30 protein-coding genes are annotated in these 26,823 nt (G+C 50.4%); 17 read left to right on the forward strand and 13 right to left on the reverse strand.

Translation table 11 applies throughout. The features are described from left to right. Positions 1-499, forward strand: a 499-nt coding sequence (locus tag H7F11_RS11830) for a PDZ domain-containing protein (RefSeq protein ID WP_193658151.1), incomplete at its 5' end; no start/stop codon positions are given. A gap of 12 nt (positions 500-511) precedes the next feature. Here H7F11_RS11830 and H7F11_RS11835 read toward each other — a convergent pair. The 11 genes from H7F11_RS11835 to H7F11_RS11885 all read right to left on the reverse strand — a co-directional run bounded on the left by H7F11_RS11835 (position 512) and on the right by H7F11_RS11885 (position 9,596). After that, entirely contained in the window at positions 512-1,885 is a 1,374-nt protein-coding gene (locus H7F11_RS11835; RefSeq protein WP_193649490.1) for a hypothetical protein, read from the reverse strand. A gap of 87 nt (positions 1,886-1,972) precedes the next feature. After that, the gene (gene xerD, locus H7F11_RS11840; RefSeq protein WP_193649489.1) at positions 1,973-2,884 is read right to left on the reverse strand and encodes a site-specific tyrosine recombinase XerD; all 912 of its coding nucleotides are present in this window, start codon (positions 2,882-2,884) and stop codon (positions 1,973-1,975) included. A 12-nt stretch (positions 2,885-2,896) separates the two neighbouring features. Continuing rightward, the gene (locus tag H7F11_RS11845; protein WP_193649488.1) at positions 2,897-4,102 is read right to left on the reverse strand and encodes a hypothetical protein; all 1,206 of its coding nucleotides are present in this window, start codon (positions 4,100-4,102) and stop codon (positions 2,897-2,899) included. A 54-nt stretch (positions 4,103-4,156) separates the two neighbouring features. Next, positions 4,157-4,501: a 50S ribosomal protein L19 gene (gene rplS / locus H7F11_RS11850; RefSeq protein WP_010637603.1), complete on the reverse strand. Its 345-nt coding sequence runs from the start codon at positions 4,499-4,501 to the stop codon at positions 4,157-4,159. 22 nt (positions 4,502-4,523) lie between these two features. Further along, a complete protein-coding gene (gene trmD, locus H7F11_RS11855) occupies positions 4,524-5,267 on the reverse strand; it encodes a tRNA (guanosine(37)-N1)-methyltransferase TrmD (RefSeq protein ID WP_227485468.1) in 744 nt (247 codons plus the stop codon). Further along, complete coding sequence (gene rimM / locus H7F11_RS11860) at positions 5,267-5,782, reverse strand: ribosome maturation factor RimM (RefSeq protein ID WP_193649487.1); 516 nt, start codon at positions 5,780-5,782, stop codon at positions 5,267-5,269. The genes trmD and rimM overlap by 1 nt, the downstream gene beginning before the upstream one ends. Further along, positions 5,766-6,026, reverse strand: coding sequence for a 30S ribosomal protein S16 (gene rpsP / locus H7F11_RS11865; protein WP_010637598.1), 261 nt, complete (start codon positions 6,024-6,026; stop codon positions 5,766-5,768). The genes rimM and rpsP overlap by 17 nt, the downstream gene beginning before the upstream one ends. Before the next feature lie 69 nt (positions 6,027-6,095). Then, positions 6,096-7,472 carry a signal recognition particle protein gene (gene ffh, locus H7F11_RS11870; protein WP_193649486.1) on the reverse strand — a complete coding sequence of 459 codons (1,377 nt, stop codon included), beginning with the start codon at positions 7,470-7,472 and terminating at the stop codon, positions 6,096-6,098. A 41-nt stretch (positions 7,473-7,513) separates the two neighbouring features. Then, positions 7,514-7,870 (reverse strand): DUF192 domain-containing protein, encoded by a 357-nt coding sequence (locus H7F11_RS11875; RefSeq protein ID WP_193649511.1) that lies wholly within the window; start codon positions 7,868-7,870, stop codon positions 7,514-7,516. Beyond that, positions 7,870-8,751 (reverse strand): type II secretion system F family protein, encoded by an 882-nt coding sequence (locus tag H7F11_RS11880; protein ID WP_031573076.1) that lies wholly within the window; start codon positions 8,749-8,751, stop codon positions 7,870-7,872. Before H7F11_RS11880 ends, H7F11_RS11875 begins: the two co-directional genes overlap by 1 nt. Continuing rightward, the gene (locus H7F11_RS11885; RefSeq protein ID WP_193649485.1) at positions 8,748-9,596 is read right to left on the reverse strand and encodes a type II secretion system F family protein; all 849 of its coding nucleotides are present in this window, start codon (positions 9,594-9,596) and stop codon (positions 8,748-8,750) included. Before H7F11_RS11885 ends, H7F11_RS11880 begins: the two co-directional genes overlap by 4 nt. Before the next feature lie 216 nt (positions 9,597-9,812). On the opposite strand from H7F11_RS11885, the gene H7F11_RS11890 reads away from it, so the two are divergent. From H7F11_RS11890 to H7F11_RS11900, 3 genes are all read left to right on the forward strand, one after another. Then, a complete protein-coding gene (locus H7F11_RS11890; protein ID WP_193649514.1) occupies positions 9,813-10,031 on the forward strand; it encodes a hypothetical protein in 219 nt (72 codons plus the stop codon). A 220-nt stretch (positions 10,032-10,251) separates the two neighbouring features. Next, the gene (locus tag H7F11_RS16765; RefSeq protein ID WP_227485463.1) at positions 10,252-10,623 is read left to right on the forward strand and encodes a helix-turn-helix transcriptional regulator; all 372 of its coding nucleotides are present in this window, start codon (positions 10,252-10,254) and stop codon (positions 10,621-10,623) included. Beyond that, positions 10,616-11,581: an OmpA family protein gene (locus H7F11_RS11900; RefSeq protein ID WP_193649483.1), complete on the forward strand. Its 966-nt coding sequence runs from the start codon at positions 10,616-10,618 to the stop codon at positions 11,579-11,581. The genes H7F11_RS16765 and H7F11_RS11900 overlap by 8 nt, the downstream gene beginning before the upstream one ends. Here the strand turns inward: H7F11_RS11900 and H7F11_RS17285 are convergent. Then, on the reverse strand, positions 11,494-11,916 hold the full coding sequence (locus H7F11_RS17285; RefSeq protein ID WP_193649482.1) for a DUF1778 domain-containing protein: 423 nt from the start codon (positions 11,914-11,916) through the stop codon (positions 11,494-11,496). The genes H7F11_RS11900 and H7F11_RS17285 overlap by 88 nt on opposite strands. Positions 11,917-12,199: 283 nt before the next feature. On the opposite strand from H7F11_RS17285, the gene H7F11_RS11910 reads away from it, so the two are divergent. The 11 genes from H7F11_RS11910 to H7F11_RS11960 all read left to right on the forward strand — a co-directional run bounded on the left by H7F11_RS11910 (position 12,200) and on the right by H7F11_RS11960 (position 23,241). Beyond that, positions 12,200-12,478 (forward strand): Flp family type IVb pilin, encoded by a 279-nt coding sequence (locus H7F11_RS11910; RefSeq protein ID WP_193649481.1) that lies wholly within the window; start codon positions 12,200-12,202, stop codon positions 12,476-12,478. A 95-nt stretch (positions 12,479-12,573) separates the two neighbouring features. After that, complete coding sequence (locus tag H7F11_RS11915) at positions 12,574-14,172, forward strand: pilus assembly protein TadG-related protein (protein WP_227485464.1); 1,599 nt, start codon at positions 12,574-12,576, stop codon at positions 14,170-14,172. Between the two features lie 14 nt (positions 14,173-14,186). Continuing rightward, positions 14,187-15,017: a hypothetical protein gene (locus H7F11_RS11920; protein ID WP_227485465.1), complete on the forward strand. Its 831-nt coding sequence runs from the start codon at positions 14,187-14,189 to the stop codon at positions 15,015-15,017. Further along, on the forward strand, positions 15,014-15,685 hold the full coding sequence (locus H7F11_RS11925) for a hypothetical protein (protein WP_193649479.1): 672 nt from the start codon (positions 15,014-15,016) through the stop codon (positions 15,683-15,685). The genes H7F11_RS11920 and H7F11_RS11925 overlap by 4 nt, the downstream gene beginning before the upstream one ends. Positions 15,686-15,694: 9 nt before the next feature. After that, a complete protein-coding gene (locus tag H7F11_RS11930) occupies positions 15,695-15,862 on the forward strand; it encodes a hypothetical protein (protein WP_193649478.1) in 168 nt (55 codons plus the stop codon). 9 nt (positions 15,863-15,871) lie between these two features. Next, positions 15,872-16,933 carry a Flp pilus assembly protein CpaB gene (cpaB, locus tag H7F11_RS11935; protein WP_193649477.1) on the forward strand — a complete coding sequence of 354 codons (1,062 nt, stop codon included), beginning with the start codon at positions 15,872-15,874 and terminating at the stop codon, positions 16,931-16,933. Positions 16,934-16,949: 16 nt separating this feature from the next. Continuing rightward, positions 16,950-18,299, forward strand: a complete 1,350-nt coding sequence (locus H7F11_RS11940; RefSeq protein ID WP_193649476.1) for a type II and III secretion system protein family protein — start codon at positions 16,950-16,952, stop codon at positions 18,297-18,299. Between the two features lie 11 nt (positions 18,300-18,310). Continuing rightward, positions 18,311-20,080, forward strand: coding sequence for an ATPase, T2SS/T4P/T4SS family (locus H7F11_RS11945; protein WP_193649475.1), 1,770 nt, complete (start codon positions 18,311-18,313; stop codon positions 20,078-20,080). After that, a complete protein-coding gene (locus H7F11_RS11950) occupies positions 20,070-20,969 on the forward strand; it encodes a TadE/TadG family type IV pilus assembly protein (RefSeq protein ID WP_193649474.1) in 900 nt (299 codons plus the stop codon). Before H7F11_RS11945 ends, H7F11_RS11950 begins: the two co-directional genes overlap by 11 nt. 29 nt (positions 20,970-20,998) lie before the next feature. After that, positions 20,999-22,249, forward strand: a complete 1,251-nt coding sequence (locus H7F11_RS11955; RefSeq protein WP_193649473.1) for a pesticin C-terminus-like muramidase — start codon at positions 20,999-21,001, stop codon at positions 22,247-22,249. 140 nt (positions 22,250-22,389) lie between these two features. Beyond that, positions 22,390-23,241, forward strand: coding sequence for a hypothetical protein (locus tag H7F11_RS11960; RefSeq protein WP_193649472.1), 852 nt, complete (start codon positions 22,390-22,392; stop codon positions 23,239-23,241). Here H7F11_RS11960 and H7F11_RS11965 read toward each other — a convergent pair. Further along, positions 23,227-24,156: a uracil-DNA glycosylase gene (locus H7F11_RS11965; RefSeq protein WP_193649471.1), complete on the reverse strand. Its 930-nt coding sequence runs from the start codon at positions 24,154-24,156 to the stop codon at positions 23,227-23,229. The genes H7F11_RS11960 and H7F11_RS11965 overlap by 15 nt on opposite strands. 163 nt (positions 24,157-24,319) lie before the next feature. On the opposite strand from H7F11_RS11965, the gene H7F11_RS11970 reads away from it, so the two are divergent. Both H7F11_RS11970 and H7F11_RS11975 read left to right on the forward strand, forming a co-directional pair. Beyond that, positions 24,320-24,670, forward strand: coding sequence for a DUF4870 domain-containing protein (locus H7F11_RS11970; RefSeq protein ID WP_193649470.1), 351 nt, complete (start codon positions 24,320-24,322; stop codon positions 24,668-24,670). Positions 24,671-24,763: 93 nt separating this feature from the next. Beyond that, positions 24,764-26,623: an ATP-binding cassette domain-containing protein gene (locus H7F11_RS11975; RefSeq protein WP_193649469.1), complete on the forward strand. Its 1,860-nt coding sequence runs from the start codon at positions 24,764-24,766 to the stop codon at positions 26,621-26,623. Positions 26,624-26,823 lie beyond the last annotated feature (200 nt).

The raw sequence follows: 26,823 nt of genomic DNA on the forward strand, positions 1-26,823 counted from the left end.
CGGTGATGTCATTGTGACCTATGACAGCAAACCGGTTTACAACGTCGGCCAACTGCCGCCCATGGTCGGCAACACGGTTCCCGGCACCCATGCCAGCGTGGGCATCCTTCATCATGGCGTCGCGGAAACCAAAAATGTTCTGGTCACCGCCCTGCCGAAAAACATGGACGAGCAGCCCGGCAGTACCCAACCGGCAGCGCCTGCAAAGACCCTGAAAATCAGTCGGATGGATATTCATGTTCAAAATCTGACTCCAGATATTGAAAAACAGCTGGATGTTCACCATGGTGTGGTGGTGGTAGGCGTCAGTGAAGGCCCTGCCGCTGAAGCGGGCCTGATGCCCGGAATGATCATTCAGCAGATCAATCAGCAGGATGTCCAAAATGTCAGCGAGCTGGCGCACATTGTCGCCGAACTACCCGCAGACCAACCCATTCCCATGTTGGTCCGTCAGGGTAAAGCCAGCATCTATGTGGTCATTACCCTGGCAAAAAAATAACCCGTTCGAGCGCTACAGGACGTTGCGCTCGACAATCACTTCAGAATAGGGATCACCCATAGCCACACAAGCGCTTTGCCGTCCCCAGAAACCAGCTTTTGAACGGTTCACCTGATAATAAAATTCCAGGGTCAGATCGGGTTTGGCGGTAATATCAGCACTGTACAGCAGGTTCATCAAGGATGCGCCGATACCCGTCATCAAATAATCCACTGGATGATCTGCCGTGCCAAAACTCCGCAGATAACCCAGAGATTCATAGGGATACCAGGCCCTCAGCACCAGACGTTCGTTGGGCACCAGTTCATGAATCCTCCAGACACCCCAGCCGAGGGCATTAATACAGGCGACGATACCCGCCAGCCAGTCCTCACGACAGCGCAATTGGGGGACCACCAGCTGATACCAGGGATCCGAGCGCATAATGCCACCCATAGTATTGAAACCACATATATGACCGGCTTCAATAAGCAGGGTATCGGCGAGATCCTTACCCTGTAATCCCGCAAATTTTTCCTTGTAATAAAACAGGGCGGGATATTCATACCACAGCATTTCACCCAGATAAGGATGGGTGGCCATTGCTTTAACCAGAGCCTCTTCGAAGCGAAAAGATACCAGATTGTAATAGTCTGCATAATGTCGCGTCAGACAAACGCCAAATTCCCGTATCATCCCATGCTCATCGCCCTGAAGCGGCATGCCACTGACTGCTGCGATAATACCCGGCTCATCCAGATGCAGGCCAACAGTGCGTTCAGGTATATCCGCCGCTTCTGAAGGTAATCTTACCTCTACAATGGCCTGGGTACCCATAATATTTCCGTCTGGTTTGGCAATAAGAATTTGACTCATCCAGAAATCTGTTTGTTCGTCCCCACGGCTGAGGGACTGATCACCAAGGCGATTTCCCAAATGACCGGCAAATGGGATCTCATAACCCGCTGATAAGGCACCAATAGCAAATCCCAGGTCAAAGTGTTCTCCTGCCCAGCGTCTTTTCCCATAATTAAGACGTAGGGCAAAACCATAATGAGAATTTTTTTCGATAATCTGAAAAGCATTTTCCGGGTTTTCCGGCAGCTGAAAAGATGCCAGGGGCAAATCACCGAATCCACAAAATCGATAAACAGCTTCTGCATACGCCAGCCGATCTTCCACTGACCAGTCCGGACAGGATTTAAAATGTTGCTGCAGTTGCCGGAAGCTGACCTCAGCCGCTGATTGCATGAGAATAGGATCACGCTGAATGTAGTGACAATCTTCGACCACCAACTGCAAAAAGCGATTGTAATGATTACAGTGAAAAATCACTGGCTCATTATCAATGGTCACTATGCCGGTTTTGGGGTCACGCTGGGGATGAATGGAAGGAAGTTGCATCATATTCTGCCACACTCTATGGTTATAAACCTGACTTTACAGATAGTCGAAACGCGCCAGGCTGCAAGTCCAAATTAGCGTAAAATAATCCTACGCGCGGGGATGATGCTTTTCATGCAAGGCCTTGAGGCGGGCCTGGGCGACATGGGTGTAAATTTCGGTAGTACCCAGATTCGCATGCCCCAGCATCAACTGTACGCTGCGCAAATCAGCACCATGATTCAGCAGATGGGTGGCAAAAGCATGGCGCAAACTATGGGGTGAAACTGCCTGTTCAATACCGGCGACTTTTGCATAAGCTTCCATATTCTGCCAGAAACGCTGACGCGTCATCGCTGCCCCGCGAGCTGTCACAAATACGGCTGCAGAAATGCGCGCTCCCAGAATCCGGGGACGGGCATTTTGCAAATAAGTCGCTATTCGCTCAGCCGCCATTTCCCCCATGGGCACCAGCCGTTCCTTGCGGCCTTTGCCAAAGACCATGACCAGATCTGCGTTCAGATCCAGTTGCCGCATTTCCAGATTGACCAGTTCGGAAACCCGCAAGCCGCAGGCATACATCAACTCCAGCATCGCCGCGTCGCGCAACCCCAGCGGCCGGGTCTGATCCGGTGCGGCAAGAAGGGCTTCAATTTGTGTTTCACTCAGCACATGGGGCAAATAGCGGGCAAGACGAGGACTTTGCAAGTTCTGGCTGGGGTTGTGGGTTACCCAGCCCTCACGCAGCGCATAACCATAAAAACGGCGGATGCTGGACAGCAACCGGGCGACCGAACGCATTGCCGCGCCGGATTGCAGTTTTTGTCCGAGAATACGCATCAACATCCCGGCATCAGCACTCAGCAAGTGCGCATCCTGTTCAGCCAGAGTCAAAGACAACTGCAGCAGATCCTGCCGATAAGCAGCCAGGGTATTTTCACCCAGATTTTTTTCGAGCCAGAGCGCATCCAGAAAAGCATCAATGCGCTGAAGATCCTCAGACGGGGGTGCTGCCATCGTCATGAGGCTGTTTACTTAATCGAAATAAAAACGCAATACGACCAAAGGGTGAATCCATGCCAAGGGTCCTCCTGTGACCTGTCCGGCACGCTGCGCAGTTCGCCAGATCGGCCAGAAACCCGTGGGATTCCCTTGGGCTACCGCCCGTTCGGCCAATTGTAACCACCAATCCGCAGATGTTCCGGAAGCGGCAGCATAAAGCGCCCCTTGCCAGGTAAAAGGCGCCGGAACCGGTTCGGACAGCGCCCTATCCCGATAAGCAGCGAGGGTACTGAAATCCGGCCAATCCTCACGGCGCTGCCAACCGGCAAAGCCAAAAGTGCTGGCGGCAGCACTGAACAACACCTTACGTGCCTGGCGCAAACTGCGATGGGGAAAGGTCAGCAGGGTTCCCAGCCAGACATACAAACGCATCAGCGCCTGAGGATCATGACGATGACCACCCTCAATAATCATCAGGGTCACCGTCAGAAACAACTGCCGAATGGCATCCAGAGGCTGATCCCCCAAGGCCCGGATCCGCCCCATGAAGGCGGGCAGATCGCGCTCGCGCAGGGCATGCAGCAGGGGCTTATCCACTTCAGGATCGCGACTCGCACGCCCTTCCGGCACGACCACCGCAATACCAGATGCCTGCTGCCAATGGCTCTGCAACAGAGCCAAAGCCCCCAAAGCAAAAGGCCGGGCAGGCAGCCCGGCCGCTGCGTCATGCCATTCACCAAACAGAATACTACGAAGGCCCTGCGCATGGCTGTCATCCGCCAGCCGCTGGGCCAGCCGATTCAGCACCACACGCCGGGCATTTTCGTCATCGGCCATGCTCTGCAGCAAAGGCACCAGATGCTCCAGATCAGCTTCTTCCACCGCCTTGGACAGAAGATCGACTTCCATATCCAGCGGCATGGGTGCACTGGCTTCCAGCTTGAGCAACTCCGGCAAAGGGGCGGCAGTCAATAACGCGCGTTTTTCTTCCTGGATACCTGCCGCAGCGGCCAAGAGCCCGACAGGAAGCTGCCCCGCTGCAGCCCAGATGGACTGGCTATCCACCACCACCTGCAAAGCCTCCGTATTATCCGCTGCACTCCACCAATACGGCAGGATATCCTCCTGCCAGGCCGAATGGAGCAACAACTGCTGAGCGGGGTCGGCCCACAGGGCGGCCCGCCCATCAACAGACGCAGAACGCCAGCGTTCCAGGATTTCCCTGGACGCCGGCGTCATGATCAGATTATCCAAAGCGAACCCAGCCTTCGCCAGGAAGCGCAGCAGAAATCATCAGCCCAGTTTTTCTTTGATGCGGGCAGCCTTACCAGACAGATTACGCAGGTAGTAAAGCTTGGCACGACGCACATCACCGCGACGCTTGACTTCCACCTTGGTCACCAGCGGTGAATAAGAGGGGAAAACACGTTCCACACCTTCGCCATTGGAGATTTTCCGCACCGTGAAGGCAGAATGCAGGCCACGATTGCGACGGGCAATGCAGATTCCTTCAAAAATCTGGATACGTTCGCGGTCGCCTTCCTTCACCTTGACATGCACGGCAACCGTATCGCCTGCGCCAAAAGCCGGAAGTTCCGACTGAACCTGTTCTTTGTTGATTTCATCAATGATGTTCACAGCCCTGCTCCTTCGCCTAGTATTACTGCACTTCGCCGTCCTGACGGCGATAATCATCCAATAACTTCTGCTCACGCGCACTCAAAACGCGCTGCGCCAACAAATCCGGACGCCGCTCAGCCGTACGCCCCAAAGACTGTTGCAGGCGCCAACTACGAATCCGGGCATGATCTCCCGAAAGCAAAACTTCCGGAACCCTTACGTCCCCCACCACTTCCGGGCGCGTAAAATGTGGACAGTCCAGCAAGCCGTTATCCGCAAAGCTATCTTCGACTGCCGAGTCCGCATGTCCCAACAAACCCGGTAATTGCCGGGCCACTGCTTCAATCAGTACCAAGGCAGGCAACTCCCCACCTGCCAGTACATAATCGCCAATGGACCATTCTGCATCCACCGCCGCCAGCACCCGCTCGTCAATGCCTTCATAGCGGCCTGCCAGCAAAATCAATCCGTCTGCACCGGCAAAGCCCTGCACGGCTCCCTGCTGCAGACGCTGCCCCTGGGGGGACAGGTAAATCACCGGCGCCCCCGGGTTTGCTGCGCGTACCGCAGCAATGGCTGCCAACAACGGGGGCGCCATCATCAACATTCCCGGACCGCCACCAAAGGGCCGGTCATCCACGCGGCGATACGCATTATCGCTAAAATCGCGAGGATTCCAGGCATGTATCTGGATCAGCCCACGCGCCTGGGCCCGCCCCAGCACCCCCTCGCGCAGATAACCGTGAATCAGCTCCGGAAAAATAGTGATGACATCAAAACGCATCACCAGTCCGCTTGCCAGTCCACGGTAATCAGTCCGGCACTCTGGTCCACCCCAGCTGCACTTGTATCTGACCAGGGAATCAGCAATTCCCCGCCTTTTTCACCGTCCAGTACCATAACGTCATTCGCACCGGTTTCGAGAAAACTCTTCACGTTTCCCAGAAACTGACCTTCCAGATTCTGAACCCGCATACCAATCAAATCACGCCAGTAATATTCACCGGGCTCCAGGTCCGGTAAATACTTCCGCGCAATTCTGATCTCCTGACCAATGAGGGCACGGGCCTGTTCCCGGTCACTGACTTCCGCCAGCTTGGCAACCACACCCTCACCCTGCATACGCCCCTCTTCCAACACATAAGGCCGTAGTTCAGAACCCAAAAACCAGGGTGAGTAGTCGAGAATGGCATCACGCAGATCCGTAAAAGAGAACACTTTTAACATTCCACGCACACCGTAGATGCCGGAAATTTTTCCCAGCACCACCCATTCTTCAGACTCAGGCGGCAGCGACACCCGTCTTACTCACGCCTTCTTTCTTGAAAAAGCCGGCTACCGTATCAGAAGGCTGCGCACCCTGGCTGAGCCAGTAAGCGGCACGCTCTTTGTCGATGCGCAATTCGGCCGTAGCGCCAATGGGATTGTAAAAACCCAGGCGCTCAATGAAACGGCCATCGCGCCGGTTACGACTATCCGTCACCACGATGTGATAAAAAGGCCGCTTTTTGGCGCCGCCCCGGGCCATACGAATAACTACCATGTGTTCTCCTTAACCATGTCCTCTCCCACTGGACGGGAGAAAGGCGCGTATCGTAACTAAAAACAAGCTCTAACGGAAGGGTAAACCGCCCTTTAACATCGATTTGGGATTCATCCCCAATAAACGGCTGAGTCCGCGCCCGCCTTTCCCCATTTTTTTGAACATTTTCTGCATCATCTCAAACTGCTTGAGCAGCTTGTTGACCTCAGTTACGGTGGTTCCAGCGCCTGCAGCGATGCGACGACGGCGCGAAGCCTTGATGATTTCCGGATGCCGACGTTCGCCGGGCGTCATGGAATTGATAATGGCCTCCAGACGACGCATGGGTTTACCGTCCTGCATGGCCGCCTGTGCCTCAGCGGGGAGCTCACCCATCCCCGGCAATTTATCCATAATGCTCGACATGCCCCCCATTTTTTCCAGCTGCCGGAGTTGCTGGCGAAAATCTTCCAGGTCAAAACCTTTTCCGCTGCGCAGTTTTTCGGTCATTTTCTGCGCTTGTTCAACATCGACATCCTGTTGGACCTGCTCAACCAGGCTGACAATATCGCCCATGCCCAAAATACGCGAAGCCAGGCGATCCGGATAAAAAGGTTCCAGACCCTTGCGGATTTTTTCGCCAATACCCATAAACTTGATGGGCTTGCCGGTAATGGCCCGCACCGACAAGGCAGCGCCACCACGCGCGTCACCGTCAGTCTTGGTCAAAATGACGCCGGTCAGCGGCAAGGCATCATTAAAAGCCTTGGCCGTATTGACCGCATCCTGACCTGTCATGGCGTCCACCACAAACAGCAACTCCACCGGCTGGACGGCGCCGGTCAAAGCCTGGGCTTCCGCCATCATGGCGTCATCCACATGCAGGCGTCCGGCGGTATCGACAATCAACACGTCAAATACCCCGCGCTGCGCTGCCTCTAAGGCATCTTTGGCAATCTGCACCGGCTGCTGATCTGGACGGGACGGAAATACTTCGACCTCAATATCCTTGCCCAGATGCGCCAACTGCTCCATGGCAGCAGGCCGATAGACGTCGGTACTCACCATCATGACCCGCTTTTTTTCTTTTTCCTTGAGCCACAAAGCGAGCTTGGCACTGGTCGTGGTTTTACCGGAACCCTGCAACCCGGCCAAAAGGATCACCGCCGGAGGACGGGCACTCAAATCCAGCCGGTCGTTGTGCTCACCCATGAGCTTGACCAGTTCATCATTGACAATCTTGATAAACACCTGCCCCGGCGACAGGCTTTTCACCACTTCCTCCCCCAGCGCCGATTCGCGCACCTTGTTGATGAAGTCTTTCACCACCGGCAGTGCCACATCGGCTTCCAGCAAGGCCAAACGCACTTCACGCAGGGCGTCACGAATATTGTCTTCGCTCAAACGCCCCTGGCCACGCAGGTTTTTAAAAGTCTGGGTGAGTTTTTGGGTCAGATTGTCAAACATGGGTCCCCCTCATATCAGGGGTGGATTTTGGACTGTATGGCTCAGTCGTGCAATGGCGGACGCCATTCCAGCCGCTGGCCGGGTTCAACGCCATAAAACCTAATGCCGCCAGCGGCTACTTCCAGGGTCATTACTGCAGCACGGCAAAATCGCCAACGCCAGGGGGGCAAATCGCTATGACAAGCAGTAACCCGCCTGTTCTGGTCCAAAAAAATCACGTCAATGGGGAAAACCATGCCTATGCTGTGAATACTGCCTACGTGCATCAATAGCAGTCCTGCGTCAGCATTGAGATGACTTTTCCCTAACAGCCCACGCAGACGATCTCCAAAATGACTGGCGCAAGACACTTCTGTCCATAAAATGTCTTCTCCCCGAGAGATACAGCCTACTGACATCAATATCCGCCCTCCTGTAAAAATTTCATGTAAATCACAAAAGCCAGCATCAGGAAGGTAATCGGAAAAATAAAAACCACCAGCGGCGCCAAAAGCTTGACTGGTGCTTCAAGAGCCAATTTTTCTGCCCGCAAAAAACGCTCTTCCCGTCGCTGTTCTGCTTGAGCACGCAATACTGGTCCCAGATCTCCGCCACGCTCCTCTGATTGAACCAACGCACTGACCAGACTGCGTACTTCCGTCAACGATACGCGCTCTCCAAAGCGTCGAAACACATCCATTTTTGCCGTACCGGATCGCAACTCCCGAATCATGATCGCGAACTCGTTGTGCAGCGGGCCTGCAGGCCCCTTATCAACAGCCACCTGCATCGCACTGGTTAAATTAAGCCCTCCCTCAATCATAAGGGTGATGAAATCCAGGTAAACCGGTAACTCTTTTAGAATAAGACGCCCACGCCGCTTGGCCTGTTCAACCAACCAGATGTCAGGATAAAAGCTCGCAAACAACATAGTCAAAAATAACAGCCAAACATTGAACAACCCTGAAACCCGATATAACAACACACAAAAAATCAAGGGTACCGTCGTACTCAGAACTTTCAGTGCAACAAACTCTCTGGAACTCAGCAAGTAGTGCATACCCGCTCTTTGTAACCGTTGATGTACCGGTAACAGCAAACGATCGGGAATGAAAATAACCAATGTTGAACGAACAAATTGAACTATGGGCCAAAGCAGCCTCAACCCTTTGGGTAAAGGATCCATGTAGTCCCTGGGCGAGGGCTCCATCTGGCGTGCCAGATAACCCAAGCCATAAATTGCAACAGCAATAGACAACCCTATCAGTACGGCAATTAACCATATTGTTAGCTTTGTCATACTTCAATACTCACAATTTTCCGTATCCAAAAATAACCCAAAAACTCACAAAGAATGGCAACGGCCAATACTGCCCATCCCTGGGTCGTACTAAATAATGCACCCATAGCTTGCGGCTCGATTTGCAAGAGGGCCAAAATAATCAATGCAGGAAGCGCCGTCATGACGATCCCCTGAAGACGGCCCTGCGCAGTCAATGCTTTTATTTTCTGTTCCATCATCAGTCGCTTGCGAATAGTTTCTCCCAGTCGTGCCACTGTATCTGCAAGGCTGCCTCCGACTTCCCGACTAATTCGCAATGCGGAAGCGACCAGTTGTACATCTGGACTAGGTATACGTTCCGCCAGATGATCAATCGCATCTTCAAAAGCAGCTCCAAGACGCTGTTCTCGCACCACCAAACCCAACTCCTGACTGATGGGCGGACTGAGATCACGAGATAGCCCCTCCATAGCCTGTTGCAAATTAGCACCGGCACGCAGTCCACTGGCCAACATCATCAGCGCATCTGGCAACTGCGCATGCAGTCGGTCCAAGCGTCGCCCCTGCAGCCAACGCATAATCAGGCGCGGCAGAAGCAGGATCAAAAAGGCAGCCCCGACAGCGACCACAACTGACCCCGACGCCCACCACGTCAGAATAGGCAGAACAACCAGCAACATCAGATTAAATTTCCAGAGCAACACGGGGTCCGCAAAAATGAAAAGACTTTTCAGCCCCATTTGACTGTCGCGTGCGAAGCGGTTCTGTCCTCTATGCAGAAGCTGACGGGCAGCAAATAATAGCAGCAGCGTCAGGCCCAGAACGGCCATAAAGACCAGAAAAGCAAATGCTTCATGTCGCAACAGGTCTCTCCCACTCAAACAAGCAGCTCAGACAAAGTGTAAAACAATACACATTATAATCAGCATTACATTTTCAGCCATAACCGATAGCTGCTTTACAGGATCATTTAATCATAAGATAAAAATTCTAAAAAGATGTTCAATAATCATAACAGATATATTATAACTACATGTTTTTTATTTATATATAAACTGATAAACAAGAATTATAAACCCATGAAAGAGGTCTTTATCCATTTTATATACGATATTGACATTATGAAAAATCACAGTATTATTTTTGAAAATATTATAGATGTATCAACTTCCATAATGGAGGGAGCGAACGATGTGGTTAAAACTATTGGCCCAGACAAAACTCCAGGGCACAGATGCAACACTTTTGAACAACAATTTGCAGCTATCCCCGACACAGATGGCCCAACATTGGCGTGATCTAGGCTGGCTGCGCCAGATAAAAACTTACCGTATTCATCGACAAAGCAAGAGCTGGCAAACACATTGCTGGTGGCGCTACCCTGCCGGGCGCTGGCCCACCCCACCTCGGGGACTGATCGTTCGGGCTCAAAGGGAAGCCACGGGGAACACCCCAACTCCGCACACAGTCATGACCTCACTGGAAATCGCGTCAAGCTTCATCTGCAATGACACTCCCATGCAGATCATACTGTTTCATCTCGACACACAAAGAATACTAACTGCTGTAGAAATGCAAAAAATTCAGGCAGGGCTAACCTTCCTGCACAGCAGATTAGAAATAGAATACCCCTTTCATCCTGAACTAAACCCGACAGATTTACTTATTGCACAATTACTGGTTAATGGTGTTGGTCAAAGCCAAATTGCACTGCAACTTGGACAGAGTGAAAGCACCATACGTTCCCGGATAGCCGCACTATGCCGACGCCATGGGGTACCAAACAGGCGCATGCTCCTCGCGCGCCTTCTAAGGACCATTGGCAGAAAAAAACAAATCGCCACGTTGTCTTTCGGAGCCACTTCTGACTGGAGTGAACAGCATGCGTAACAGATTTAATTTTTTCTTTTTTCTGACATTGTCTTTAGCAGGTTCAACATCTACTCTTGCAGAAAGTGGTCAAGATCTCCCCTTTCTGGGGCGATACCCCGGAAGCGTAGTGGATAATTATCGCAGCGCTCATTACGATGAAATAACAATTCCCCTGGGACCATTAGGTAAAAATGCTCTGACCCGTTCTGAAACACTGGAGGGCCAAATCACTTATATCAAATATCAGGTTCCCAGAGATCGCTCGCCACTGGAAGTGATCCGCAACTATCAACAAGCTTTGCAGCATGCAGGGTTCCATATTTTGTGGCAATGCGCCAACCACAGTTGCAGAACCAATGGAGATGCAGCCATCAATACATCTCTCTGGCGAAACGCGCCGACAGGCTATACAGGAGGCGTTGAAAATTTTCTTTTTGATGATGGGCGGATGTTAACAGCAGAACATCGAGCTGCTGATGGAGTACGTACTTTAGTTTTCATAAACGACAACACCCTGTTCGGTCATTCCCAGGATGCTTCAGTATATGCAATACAGACGCAGCCTATGCAAAACGGGATGGTGTCCAGTTCGCCCGACCCTCTGACTAGCGAAAGCATGCTCTATGCACTGAATAATAAGGGGCAATTTTCCTTGCATTTACCTTTTGACTTCAATCGCTCAAGCCTCAGGGCAGATGCCCAACCCTCCTTGAAGGCATTGAGTGATCTACTAAAGAAGCATCCTCAGTTACATGTACGAATTGAGGGACACACAGATCAGGTAGGTGCAGAAAGCTACAACCAAAAGTTGTCCGTCACTCGGGCGGTAGCTGTTAAAAACGCCTTGCTTGTCGAAGGCATTGATCCCCGGCGCCTTGAAACAACAGGCTATGGATCAAGCAGACCCCTGGTTAGCAACGATACTGAGGCAAATAGAGCCATCAACAGACGCGTAGAAATTATTAAATTGTCGTAATCGTAACTTGTTTTTTTCGCACCGGGCAGGATCCTTTTGCAAGCCGGGAAACTTATCTCGTTGGCACCCATCAGCCACATCCATGAGGATGTGAGCTTGCGAATCTGCTCATGAGTCGCACCCAAGCTATTACCCCAGTAGCTCTGAGTAATTGCTGCAAAGTTTTGCTTCACTTGAACCGAACGGTCCAGCGCACCCTGAAATTTCTTCCATATATCCTCGCTCAGGACTAAGTGGTAAAAATCTGCGAGCACATGGTTAGCCGCAGTTACAGCTGCGTCCAGCAAAAAATCTGGTACACCATCGTGACAAGCGCGAGCGTCAAACTGCGACATATTACCCCACAAATTAACATCACAAATTACCTCACTGAAAATAATATAATAACGTCATTAGCAATAAATTTTATAGAAAATAATTAACTATAAAACAATATTTATACAACAAACATAAATCATCATTAAAAAATTATAAGCCATAATTATAAAAAAATATTTATTCAATATTTACAAATAATTAAAAATTAAAACGCGTGATTATTGAACATATTGTTCATGTCTTTGTGGCATGCTTAAATAATAACACATCGATAAAGTAGCCGACCCTAATGGAGGATTCATGAAACATAATTTATCCACGTCAAATCAGCAAAAAGAATACGGTCAAGGGATGACAGAATATCTCATTATCGTTGCCCTCATCGCCATAACTGGAATTGCAGTATTTTCCTATTTTGGACAGACGTTGCGTCATCAAATGGCGGGTATTTCCCAGGAACTATCTGGCAAAAGTGGAGGAACCGAAATCACTGCAGCGCAGGGCACTGCGGGGCAAGCAACAGGCAATGCTGCCATTCAGAAAAATATGAGTGATTACAAATCTGACTTAGGCAAATAATTTTTTAATTTAGAATTTTTCATCAATTCAGATTGAGAAATAATTCCATACGCACCTACCGGGATCATCAACTTCATATAAATATGGAATTTATTATGCGTTCAACGTCTATAAATATGATATTTACTTCGAAAAATCTCGCAGAATCCGGGCAGGCAGCGTTATTTTCTATTGTTTTAATTCCAGCCATACTGTTAGCAGGGTTGTTTGTTTTTAATACTGGGCAGCAAACCGCTGTCAAACTTAAAACGCAAAATGCGGCTGACGCGGCAGCATTTTCAGCCATGCAAATGGAAGCGCGCGAACTAAATTTTATTGCTTACACAAATCGCGCTATGGTGGCAAATCAAGTAGCTATTGGCCAGACCATCAGTCTTGTTTCGTGGGGAAGACACATAAATAGTCTGGGTGATAACATCCGGAATGTTGGAAATTTTGCCCAGACCATTCCAGGTGTAGGCTCAATCATAACAGCCATTACCAATGCCATTGCACAAAGCACCAATGTGCTGAATCAAAGCATAGAAACTGCAAGCAACGTCTTGCTTCCCGCACTGGATTTAGCCGATTCGGCTTTGAGTGGTTCGCAAGAAGCCTACCACCTTGCTAACGGTGTTTTCGATCCAGGAGGAGGCAACAATCATCCTGGTGGAGCAATGACAGCCGTTGCTGAACAGGTTGTTAAACTGAATGATGCCAACGGTCAACTAAACACCATTATTATGGCTACCAACCTCAGCAGTTATTTCAAAAATCGTGGGAACCTCCTTCAGCGTTGGGGCGGTGACAAAGAGCAAGCTCAAAACCGCATGGCTTACATGATCAATGCCTCACGAGATGGTTTTACATCCACCCGGAATCATCTGCCTACACCTCTTCTCCCTGTTAAATCCGGAAATCTGTACGTTACCGGCTGGGAATTTCGTCGCGCTGGGGGCTCGGAGATTGCCAAAACTACAGAAGGAAAGTTTGGCTGGTCCGGTATGGACACCTTGTCATTACATGTTTGGACCAGAAAAGGGATATTGTTTGGTGGAAAAAAATTGATTGAGATCCCATTAGGTTTTGGAGCATCACAAACCGGTAATGGCAATAATTTCCCCTATCCTGGTCGATATCTGGAAACAAGATCAACTCCCCAAACAGTTTTTCCAACTGCAGAACGTATAGTCAACTTACCAGCCTATCAGGATTCCCGTTCGCAAAATGCTCAAGGGTCCAATATTGCTGCTTTCAAAAATCCCGGAGAGCAAGATAGCACGGGGGCATCCATGCGCTCGGTCGGCGGCGATGCAACACGTTTTTCTGCTGGTGGAATCAGTCGCTACTGGGATTTTAATCGGAATAACCCACAACTTAAGGACGCGAATGGAGATCCAGCTGATGTAATGCCTTCTTATGTTGTAGTTGTGGAGCATGATCGCCAAAACGTACGGGATGCCAGCAACGCTTTGGGCATCAAGCAGTCCGCTCAGGATAAAACAAACATTTCACTGGCACAGGACAATCCAGGCAAGCACATACGCTCCATGGCCAAAGCTCAAGCATTTTTCCGACGGCCTGCATCATTATGGCAACGCGCTGATGCCTATGACGAGCGCGCCAATCTTTTTAGCCCGTTCTGGGAAGCCCGACTAGTGGATTTGAATGCACGCGAAAGATCGCTGTATGCGACTTTGCTTGGCTTGCAATAAACGTGATGCTTCTCATGCTGAAAAAAATTCATGCCGAAAAAAAATTATTTGGGGATAGCTCGCATAGTTCAGAACGAGGTCAGTCACTCACCGAATTCGTCGTGCTTGCAGCTTTTGCAATAATTCCTCTATTTTTCCTTGTTATTTACACCGGCAAATGGAGCTTTACGCAGTTGCGAAGTATCCAGGCAGCGCGCTATGTAGCTTGGGAGAGAATAGTGTGGAGAAAGTCTCCTCCTCCAGGGCGGGAATGGCCCGCCATCAAAAATGACAGAGAGCTACGAAACGAGGCTGCAATACGTTTTTTTGGTCCTCACGGTATAGGGCCCGTATCTATCAACTCAGGTAATAGTAATAGCGTACACCCAATATTAACCCGACATGATGGCCAGCCACTACTCCGCAATTTGGCTGACATAAGCATTTCGACGCATGAGGAAAACATCGCCGATGGCGTGTCCATGAAGTTTTTGGGAACGCTCATGAAAATCTCCAGAATCCCCTTGCAGATGACCGGACCTACAGTGGCAAATATCAGTGTGCCACTAAGAGGTTTACCCTCTTACGTCTACCTGCCAGGCAGCACCTTCTCAGATGGCCTGCGATTTAACGCACAAGCAGCGGTTTTGACGGACGCTTGGACCGCTAATGGTCCTGAAGAAGAAGTCAGAATCGTTAAAACTCTCCTGCCCAGCGCCTATCTCGGCAATGGTCTGTTCAACACCGTAAAGACTATGGGGGGAGTGCTGTTTCCTGAACTCAATCAGCTGGGCTACGGGCATGTGGATCCAGAAGTACAGTATGGAGATCGCCTGCAACCTTATCCTGGAGATGGAAGGTCATGAGAAAAAATCAACTTCTTCTTCTCTGTATGTTCTGCCTGGGTAACACAGACGTTTGGGCGGGAGAAAATCCTCTCTTACTACCAACACCTGAAAATACTGTGACAGAACCTTTAGCGGGAAGCCTCAAAATCAATGGCGTGGATATTCATGCTACACAATTTCATGTCAGTGCGGAGGAAGAGCGGCTGCGTTCCCATTTTGTCGACGCCTGCGCCCAACTAAGAGGATCATATACCGAGAATATTCTTCGTGGTGAGCATATTCAGGGTTGTATCACTCCTCCATATTCGCTCACCAGCCAGTGGCATATGGAAGGAAACACTGCCTACGGTACACTCTCCAGCCTACGAATGGACCAGAAGACAGGGCACGATCCTCTGCCAGATGATTTGCCTCTTCCTGCGAATGCCGAAATATTGCAGGACATTGATAGTCACGATCATGGGATACACGGACGAGTTTTGCATATACATGTGAACATGCCTGCATCTGATTTGCGTACGCTCCTGGAAAAAGCACTTCTGGCACGACAATGGCGTGGAAGCCCGGCAATGCAGGGGCAGACATCCGTTATTTCCATGAATAAGGACAACCGCCACATCGATATGGTTATTGGTGCCGATGGAGTTGGTGAAAGCCGTGTCGTTGTTGTGCTGGATCAACGGTAGAGACCGCCGATGAATGAAAAAGGTCAGTCCAGCATTGAGTATGCCATCGTCGCCGTATTTGCACTCGGCTTACTGTTTGTGGGTACGCCCAGTCCCATCGTACAGCTGATGGATGCATTGCGGAAATTTTCCAGCGATTTTTCCTGGGCTGCAGCTATCGCCACTCTACCTTTTTGAGGACAACTCGTGTCGACTCAAAACATCCCTGAACCAACCGCCACCCCCCCATTTCTGCAAAAGAAAAAGCGTGCCCTAATTGGCTGGATCATTTTGGCATTTGCTATCACAGCGGGTTTTGCCGCAGCAGTGCTTGCTATTCAAACGCTGGATGCTCAGGAAACTGCGCTAAAAAAACGCCTCATAAGTGAATTAACTCCCAAGAAAGAAAGTACCGTATCAGTAGTTGTCCCGATAGAAAATTTACCCGCTGGTACTGTCATTACCTTAGCCAAGGTAGCACGTCGCGTTATCCAGGCCGACAATACTCCTGCAGGCGCAGTTCTGGACACTGATTTCGATAAAATTGCATTGAAAAGACTGCTCTTTAAGGCAGAAAGAGGAAAGCCAATTACACTGTCGATGATTAACGCGACAGAGAGTCCAGCGGACGTTCTTGATGACCAACACGTTGCATTGACCATTTCGGTAAACTCAGAGAACTCCTTGGATAAAATGCTGCGGCCAGGGGATCGCATCGATTTATTGTGGATCACTTCGTCAAGCATATCTCATAACACCGCCCTGCATAGCCTACAAACAATAAGTTCCACATCAGAGGGGTCGCTAGTGCGATTTTTAGGACAGAATTTAAAAATAATTGCCACTGGAAGAGAACTTTCCCCAAACAATATTGACAATTATTCACAGGGATACAACACCATTACCCTTGAAGTGACGCCTTTGCAAGCACAAGAAATTCTGGTTGCACAAAAAAGCGGGGAAATCAGAATGGATTTACGTGGTAATAAAAAAAATACGGCATGGCCAAAGCGTAGTGTCTCCTTGCATGACATCATTGGTTATCCACCTATTCCTCCTGCAGGAGTGGAATATATAGCGGGTGGAACGACCTCGAACGGCCCAGCTGACATCACTCAAATATCAACTACGGGACAGAAAAATGATGGTGCGCTTAATTCTAAACCATCGTTTGAAGAGCACCACAATCAGGAGCACAGCATCCCCCCTGCTGAACAAACAATCCAATATTTACCGTTTTCCTATATTCCTCCTTTACCTCAGTCCTGACAGGAAATAGCCTCTGATGAAACCCGTTACCAATATTTTTAGTACAGCCATCTTATGTATATCAACATTGTCCATAGCCACAGCAGACCCTTTTATTAATCAAGCAGAAAATATTTCGATGTATTCTGGTCAGGTCAAAATTATTCCGACCAGCACGATCAGAAGAGTCGCAGTTGGTAACGGTAAGATTTTGAGCGTGACACTTGTAGATAACAAGGAATTATTGCTCCTTGCAGAGGGTACTGGAGAAACCAATCTGCATTTATGGTACAAAAACGGAACAGAAAGTGCCGCTCGGATAGTAATCGCTCCCAAAGATATTGGACATGCGGCGGACGAAATTTCAAGCTTGCTGACCGCCAGTCCCAACACTCAGGTCAGGATTGTCGGCGATAGAATAATCATAGATGGAAAAAACCTTTCTGAAGAAACTCTGACTCGCATTGAAAAACTCAAAGCAGTTTACCCCAACGTGATAAATCTCGCCGAAAAAGAACCCTTGCGAATGGAAAAAGTAGTTCTTCTAGACGTGCGAATACTTAAGATGAAAAGAGACTTTTTTCGCAGTCTCGGGGTAAACTGGAATCAATCAATGGCCGGACCACAAGCTGGAATTGTGGGTGATTTTACTTCTAATCCATACTTCCGCATGGGGGTTCCAACCAGTAATGGTACAGGTGGGCCTTTAGCGAACTTCGCATTTCCTAATTCCGGGATCACTGATTTACCGCTAAAGGTGGCCCCACTTGCAAGTAATTTTGGCATCATAGCTTCCGTGGCCTCACGCATTAATTATGCGCTGCAAAATGGTGAAGCCTATGAGATTGCCAATCCAAAATTAAGCGCTAAAAGCGGTGGCAAGGAACCCGCAGAATTTCTGGCTGGCGGACAAATACCTATTCCACTGGCCATCGGCTTTGGTCAGACATCGGTGATTTTTAAGGACTTCGGAATTCGACTGAAATTTTCACCCGTTGCCGATGATCGCCATAATATTGGTTTGAAAATTTTTACAGAAGTGAGCAACATTGACCCTTCACTGACGGTTGGCGGTGTGCCAGGGTTTTATACCAATCGTAGTCAAACAGAAATCAACCTGAAAGATGGTGAAACACTGGTGATGTCGGGTTTGGTGGATCATAATCTTGCCAAGAATAGTAGCAAAATTCCAGGATTTGGAAACATACCAATTATTGGATACCTTTTTAAATCCGATGATTTCAGAGATAACGAATCCGAATTGGTTTTTCTAGTTACTCCCACCGTGATCACCGCAGATTCACGCAAAAATATTGACGCTGCCTCTCAGGCAAAATATCTCGAAAACATGTACCAACGCAGCTCAGATAAAGGTTTTATTCGTTAGGAGAGAAGATCATGTTTCTGATCCGCGCATCACATCCTAAAACAGGAACCCAAATCATTGCACCCAGCGATGGGGTATGCCTCATGGGAAAGGCTGAGTATGCTCAATTACGTCTGGAAGGCTGGAACGTTGGCAAGGAACATGCTCGCGCTTACTTCGAGCAGGGTGGAGTGTATGTTGAAGGGCTCAGCAATTTCGCCACGATCATGGTTAATGGTGAACGCTTGCGCGCCTATGGACCAGTGGGCGCAAAGGACGAAGTTGTTATCGCAGGATATTGCCTGCAGATCCTGCCCCGCTTTGACGACGAAAACCTAGAAGTCGACAAAGACAATTCGGCAACGTCTCTTTTAAATAATAAAATACCTTGTTCCATTGACAATCCACCCAATGCTGAACCACTTATTACTCCTCCACAATCAACAACCAAGGTATTAGACATCTCCAAAACTGATCAGATAGCTCGCCCTGTATATGACGCACACTGGCTCAGCATGGTTAGGGAAGTACATGAATCAGTTCGTAGCCAGATGGATTTACGTCGCATTGATCTCAGCACACTTTCCACAGAAGAACTGCGCCGCATGGTGGGTGAACTGGTGCGCGAAATCGTCTGGCGCATGAATCCATCAGCGGATATTGATCGACAAAGACTTGTCAAGGAAGTGCTGGATGAAGCCATTGGCCTGGGTCCACTGGAAGACTTTCTGGCTGATGAAAGCATTACCGAAATCATGGTAAACCGCTTTGACGAAATATTTATTGAAAGGCAAGGAAAGCTACTGGCAGCGCCCGCCCTATTCAGTAGTGAAATAGCCGTTCGTCATATTATTGATCGAATTGTTGCGCCCATTGGTAGACGCATTGATGAAAGCTCACCGTTGGTGGACGCACGCCTCGCCGATGGCTCCCGTGTCAATGCTGTCATCCCGCCTCTATCCCTCAAAGGTGCCTGCATTACCATCCGGAAATTTTCCAAAAAACGTCTGCAGATGGCGAACCTAGTTGCTTATGAATCCATCGCGTCCGAGATGGCGCAATTTGTTCAGGTCTGTGTCCAGCAGCGTAAGAACATGATTATTTCCGGAGGGACAGGATCGGGTAAAACCACCCTGCTGAACGTCCTCTCCAACTATATCCCCGACCACGAGCGCATTGTCACCATTGAAGATGCGGCAGAATTGCGTCTCTACCAGCCAAACCTCGTTTCCCTTGAAGCCCGACCCGCCAATATGGAAGGAAAAGGACAAATATCCATTCGGGAACTTGTACGTAATGCCCTGCGCATGCGGCCCGATCGCATCGTTGTTGGCGAATGTCGCGGTGGTGAAGCACTGGACATGCTGCAAGCCATGAATACAGGGCATGATGGCTCCCTTACTACAGCTCACGCCAACAGCCCCCGCGATATGCTCTCCCGTCTGGAGGTCATGGTGCTGATGGCAGGCATGGATCTACCACTCACGGCTATCCGGGAACAAATTGCTTCAGCAGTAGATGTAATCCTACAAATCACCCGTTTCTCCTGCGGTTCTCGCAAGGTCACCAGCATCTGCGAGGTAACAGGGACCGAGAGCGGAACCATCCAGCTGCAAGAGTTATTCACTTTCAAACAACAGGGTTACGACAGCGAAGGTAGGGTGCGCGGTGCTTTCAGGGCGACCGGGGCTATACCAGAATTTTATGAAGTAATGCGCGAGCGGGGATTACCCATTGATCTCGGAATTTTCCAGACACCTGAATCGCAATGTAGCTCGGGAGCAGAACATTATGTTGCCTAGTTTTTATTTGTTTGATCGGGCATGTCCCACAGTAGTCGAGCAGACTGTCGCTATACCCCTTAGCGAAAGGGGGGTCAGTGCCGTAGAGTTTGCCATCACCCTGCCAACTCTACTGCTGGCCCTGCTCGGCACTTTTCAAGGAGCCCTTCTTTATCAGGCTCGCGCTCAATTTGAAGTGGCCACTCAGGAGGCTGTGCGCGCAGGAACGCTGCACGGTGCGAACACTGAAGCAATCCGTGAAGCACTGGCCCGTGGCCTGACTCCGCTGTACACCCACGGTCAAAACCTGGAAGCTCTGGCCAGAGGCTACGCCGCCGCCAAAACCGCTGCAGCACAAGCCAACATCCAAATACTCAGCCCCACTCGAGAGGCCTTTGATGATTTTGCTGAACTGACCCGTGACGGGTCTGGGGCTCCGGTTCATGCAATTCCTGTGGATCATCTTGCTTACCGGCAGACAAGCACCGGCGTCAACAGCAAAATGTCCATACAGGATGCGACTCTTCTGAAAGTACAAATTACTACTGTACAGCCGCTCGTTATACCCTTCATTGATCAAATTGGGCGTGGCCTCTATGCCTTGAAACAGGAAATGGGCTTACCCAGCATTTTTGGTCTGCAGTTAAGTCCGGTAACTGGTATTAATGGCCAGATGGGCTGGGGAATCCCTTTGCAGACAGACACGGTGATGCGCATGCAAAGCCCTGTGCTTGTGGCGGGGCTACCTAGTCAAAACCAGCTTGTGCAACACCCAGAGGCGGAAAGTGTACACGGTTCCACCCCACCTGCTTCGAACATGGAGCCACTTCCCACTTCTCCCAGCGATCTTGCCACTATTTCTGACGATAAAGCGCCGGTGTCCGATCACATTTGTAATGCAGGTGCCTGATGCTAAGCATAATTCACGGAGAAAGCATATTGAATCCATCCATTAAGTTTGTTCAAAAATGCCTACAGCCCTGCCTGCTTTTAACCTGCATAATCACAGTAGATGCACGAGCGAGTCTGTACTCCACATCCTTTAACTGCGCGTCGGCAAGCACTGAAACCGAAAAAATCATCTGCCAGGATCCACAGCTGGCAAGTCTTGATCGACAGGTATCCAAGGACTATAACCAGTTGGCGGATGATATGAAAAAAGCAGGCAATTATCACGAGGCATTGGACTATCTGAATACTTCTCAGGAAAAATGGAAAAAGGAAACCATTGAGTGTAAAGGAGACAGTTTTTGTATCCAGGATGCCTATGGAAGACGTCTCTCTGAATTAACTAGCTGTTATCATAAGGATAGTGGTGTCACGAACACCCAGGATCTCGCGACATCCGCCGCTGTTTGTGTCAGCGCGTATAAAATGGATTGGTCCTTTCTTTCCGTCAGTGAAGGCGGTGTCTGGGTAGAAGGCTATGTACCCGGTTATCACCGGGAAGACCCTCATAATCCTGGGCATATTAACAAGAAGAAGCATGGTTTTTCCCCTGATTCGCACAGCGGGGTAACCATCGGAAATGGTGTAGATCTGGCGCAGCAGACGCCTACGCAACTCCGCCATGATTTTAAGGCTTATGTTGAGGCAAATGGAAACCCAGACCACATTGACTATGAAGAAATTATAACTAATTTATCTCCATATATGAACAAAAAAATAACAGCCTGGAAAGCAGTTGAAATAGTCACAAAAAATTCTCCAAGTTTATCAAAAGAAGAAGCCGATTTTCTCACACAGGCTGTGCAATTACGCTCAGTGCGTCAACTGGAAGCGCAATTCAATCGCAACAACCAGATGGGAACCACTTTTCAGCAACTTCCAGCCGAAGCGCAAACAGCACTGGTGGATTTTTCCTATCAATATGGCCACGGTGACTCCTTGAACAAAGCCGAGAATAAAAAAACTGCTCAGGACAAAACGCGCAATGCTTTCTGGTCCGCCTACTATCAGGGAGATTGGCAAACTTTGAGCACCTCCCTTCAAGAATTCACCATTCCAGACCAGCGCAAAAAATTCAAGAAACGGCGGCATCGGGAGGGAATACTTTTACAAAAGGCCATCGGCGAAAAACGCTTGCCTGGAAAAGGAAACCCCTGCCCACCGAGCATCCCCAAACCTAGCGCTGCATTGAATAAAATTTTTGATACTCGCGTAACAACAAGGAGAACACTGTGGTCATAACAAGGACAATGCAAAAATGCTGCTTGGGATTATTATTTTCGTGTATTTTATCCGGACCAGTTGCGGCAGAAAATCTCCCACCAACCTCATCTGTGCAGTGTGCCAAGTCTACGGGCAGTTCAAAAGCGATAATCTGCAATATGAAAGGAGACGCTCAAGCCCCCTTCTTGCAGGAAGACATGTACAATGCCGGGCTTTTCGGACGCGCCTTACGCAACACCACGCCTGACAGCGCAGAACAAAAGCAAGTCATAGCAGGCCAATGGAGTTATCTCAAGGAACGCGATGCTTGTGGCACCGATACATCCTGCATCATGCGCGTGATGAAAGCACGACATAAGGTACTCATCGCCCTTAACCAACAACTCCGGGTGGAACTTCCCGATGCCGGAATCGCTCTGTTTGCGGGTAAAGCCTACCTTATTGACGCTGACGACCATGACCCACAGAAAAAGTCCGCCCAGATTTTGCTAAGTGACCGTATTTTTGATGCCTTTGAACAAGATCCCGTTGCTCACGCCAAATTATCTGATGGCAGTATCGTATTTTGGGGGTTTCAACAGGGTAATGGCAGCGTGCGTTCTATTGTGATCAGTAATACCCGGGGTGAGGTACAGCTGATAGGGGCAGTTGATGATTTGCCCGAGATCAGCCGCACACCTATGCCAACTGCAAAGACCATCTTAGCTGCCAGCCCTGCGAAAGCTTCGGGGCAAGTCCTGCTATTTGTCCATAATGCGAAAGCACTGCAATACTATTTGCCCGCTGTAGACGCCTGGGCAAGAGCCAATTTGCTGGGATTCAATGTGCGTTGCAATCAGAATTCGCATTGGCAGACGCTCTGTAAACAAGCGCGAGCCTATCCACTGCCTATTCGGGCTTATCAACTGGCTTGCAAATCAGGCTCTGGCCCCAAAAACTTCGCCGAACGCTGTCCATTACCCTTACCCAAAAGCCACGAGCAGGTTTCACTGGAATTATTCAGGCAATGATTGCGCTGAGTACACCTGCACGGCCAACTGCAAATCCTCCCAGGCCTTGCGCTTTTCCAGCGGGCTGCGGAGTAAATAGGCCGGGTGGTAGGTAACAATCAATGGAATGTTCTGGTACCGGTGGGTTTGCCCGCGTAACTGGCCGATGGGTGTCGTGACCTGCAGCAGACTCTGGGCGGCAAAACGCCCCAGGGCAACAATAATACGGGGCTGGAGCAGGGCAATCTGACGCTGCAAAAAAGGCAGGCAGGACTGCACCTCTGGACCCAGAGGATCACGATTGTTGGGGGGGCGGCATTTGAGCACATTGGCAATATAGACATCCTGCCGCCGGGTCAGGCCCATGGCTTTCAGCATGTTATCGAGCAACTGCCCGCCGCGACCGACAAAAGCTTCGCCGCGCCGGTCTTCTTCGGCACCCGGTGCTTCTCCTACAAAAAGCCAGGAACCTCTGGGGTTACCGGCTCCGAAAACCGCATGCTGGCGGGTTTCGCCCAATGAACAAGCCCGACAGTTATGCACCATGATTTGCAAATCACGCCAGTCACTCGCGCTGATCTGCTGAAGTCTTTGCGGTTCGGCAGATTCGCCGGGTGCAGGCAGATCAGACAATGTCGCCGCCGCTTCCGGTTCAGCCGGGATTTTTGGCTGCAGTTCCGGGGCTACTGGCTGCGGTACGCCTGCTACTTTGGGTGGGGCACTGAGAAGACCTGCGGCTGCGCGCAAGGTACTGATACCCTCTGGGGCCTCCAGAGAGTTTGCTAAGGATTCCGGGATTTTTGCCTTGGCGTCTGCTTGCGCCGGGACAGATACGGCTTGGTTTTTTAGCGGGGGCAGAACAGGGCTCTCCCCTGGCACCGCCAAACCCAGGAGTTTCAGAAACCGCCGCTGCTCTACATTAAAAATGTCTGACATGACCCTATGCTAAGGGTCGGACGCGTTGCTGGCAATTACAGGGGCTGATCCACATCATGCGGGCATATTCCATTTTATGATGATTATCAGTATGATAATAAAGCCAGCGGCATAAAATCATCCTCTAATCGCTGGACCACTCATTTTGCAAGGGAGCGTTATTATGGAAACAAGCAGTCTGGTAACCAGCAGCAACAAGGAAGATCGCAACATCATGGCATTAATCCAGGCCGGAGGTATTTTATTCGGTTTTTTACCGGCGCTGATTGTGTATCTGATCAAGAAGGATGGCGACAATCAATGGCTCATCACCGAGAGCAAAGAAGCCCTGAATTTTCAGATCACCATTCTCCTCGCTTACATTGTCGCCAGCGTGCTCAGCGCCTTACTCATCGGGCTTTTTATTTTTCCCCTGGTTTTTCTTTTCAATCTGATTTTCTGCATTATTGCCGCGCTGAAATCAAGTAGCGGTGAAGGCTACCGTTATCCCCTTACCCTGCGTCTGCTGAGCTAAACCAACATCCTTCCGCAATGACGGCTTGCGCCGCCAGAGCCCGCCCCGTACCCTATCTCCCTTCTGAAGGAAAATACATGGGAGATTGGGGCGATGTCTATTCTGCGGCTGGAAGCGGGGCAGGTGGAGTGGGGAGGCCGCGCCTTACTGGACCATGCGGATCTGAATCTTGAAGCCGGTGAACGCATTGGTCTGATTGGCCGTAATGGCGAAGGTAAATCGACCCTGCTGCAAGCACTTGCCGGTCTTTGCAGGCTGGATGCCGGAAATCTTTGGGTGGCACCGGGACTCAGCCGTAGCTATCTGGCCCAGGAACCCGAACTGGCCGCCGATCACGATCTGCTCACCGCTATCAAATCCGGACACCCCGCCTGGCGGCAACTGCAAAATGCCGAGGCGGGGGATGCACAGGCCCATGCCCTGGCAGACCATCATGATGCCTGGCAAATCGACTACAAAGCGGAAGCCCTGCGCGATAGTCTGGGCCTGCCAGCTGAAGGCGTGGTTTCTGCCTTGTCAGGCGGGCAGCGCAAGCGCGTAGCCATTGCTGCTGCCCTGGTTTCCGAACCGGATATTCTGTTTTTTGACGAGCCCACCAACCATCTGGATTTACCAGCCATTCTTGCCCTGGAACAGTCCCTGCTGCGCTATCGCGGCACCCTGGTATTCATCACCCATGACCGGCGCTTTCTGGATCGCCTGGCAACCCGTATTGTCGAACTGGATCGCGGCATTTTACGCAGTTTTCCGGGCAGCTTTGCCGAATATCAGGCACGCAAGGCGGAAGTGCTGGCGGCCGAGGCTGCAGCAGATAATCGCCTGGAAGGGCAACTTGCCGAGGAAGAAGCCTGGTTACGCCAGGGGGTAAAGGCACGGGCCAAACGCAACCAGGGCCGTTTGCGTCGTCTGGAAAGCCTGCGCGAGGAGCGCGCCAGCCGTCGCCAGCAGCAGGGGCAGGCGAGCCTGCAGATCAGCACGGCGGAACGCTCCGGGGCCTTGATTGCGGAACTGGATCAGGTGTCCTTCCACTATGAAGAGCGCCCCATTATCCGGAATTTTTCAACACGTATTGAACGCGGCGACCGGGTCGGTATTATCGGCCCCAACGGAGCCGGTAAAACCACTTTGCTGCGCCTGATTCTCGGCGAACTGGAAGCCCAGCAAGGCCAGATCCGGCGCGGCACCAAACAGGAAGTCGCCTATTTTGATCAGATGCGGGCGACGCTTGATCCGGAAAGCCGGGTAGTGGATGCCATTGCAGATGGTAACGATTTCATTGAGATCAATGGGGAGCGGCGCCACGTTCTGGGATATTTGCAGGACTTCCTGTTCCCGCCCAGTCGCGCCCGGGGGTTGATCAAGGCGCTGTCGGGCGGCGAACGGGCGCGCCTGCTACTGGCCCGCTTGTTTGCCCGCCCCGCCAATATTCTGGTGCTCGACGAACCGACCAATGACCTGGATCTGGAAACCCTTGAAGTGCTGGAAGAGCGTCTCCAGAATTATACGGGCACCCTGTTTCTGGTTTCTCATGACCGGGACTTTCTTGACAACGTAGTCACCCAGGTCATTGCCTTCGGTGAAAACGGTCAGCTTACCCAGAATGCCGGCGGCTATGAGGACTGGTTACGCTGGCAGACAGAAATCCAGCTAGCTGCCAGCAAGAATGCTGAAAGCTCTACGGGCAAAACATCCGGCAAACGGGAAAACAGCAAAAAAACTACGCTCAGTTACAAGGAAAGTCAGGAGTTGGTTGCTTTACCTGCCCAAATAGAAGCTATGGAGCAGGAACAGGAAAACGTGGCAGCGACTCTGGCTTTACCGGAAACCTACCAGAACCCGGAAAAGCTGAAAGCGCTCCAACTGCGGTCAGACCAGCTCGCCAAAAAGTTGCAGCAGACTTATTCACGCTGGGAGCTGCTGGAAGCCAAAGCGGCTGCCAGCAACAACGCCTAACCCTAAAAACGGCAGTTGCTGCGGGTGCTTTGCAGCGACTTTTGTTCCGTGCCGTTGTTGTTTTTGGCGAAATCCAGCGCCCGTCAGGAGAGCTGTCTGAGCCCGCAGGGCGAGTTCTCTCCTGACAGCAGGATGAACCTCAGAACAACAGGCAAGGAACAATGGAGCAAAAAGCACCCACAGCAACTGCCGTTTTTAGG

It is taken from the genome of Acidithiobacillus sp. HP-2, assembly GCF_015100155.1.
In the GTDB taxonomy this organism is placed as follows: domain Bacteria; phylum Pseudomonadota; class Gammaproteobacteria; order Acidithiobacillales; family Acidithiobacillaceae; genus Acidithiobacillus.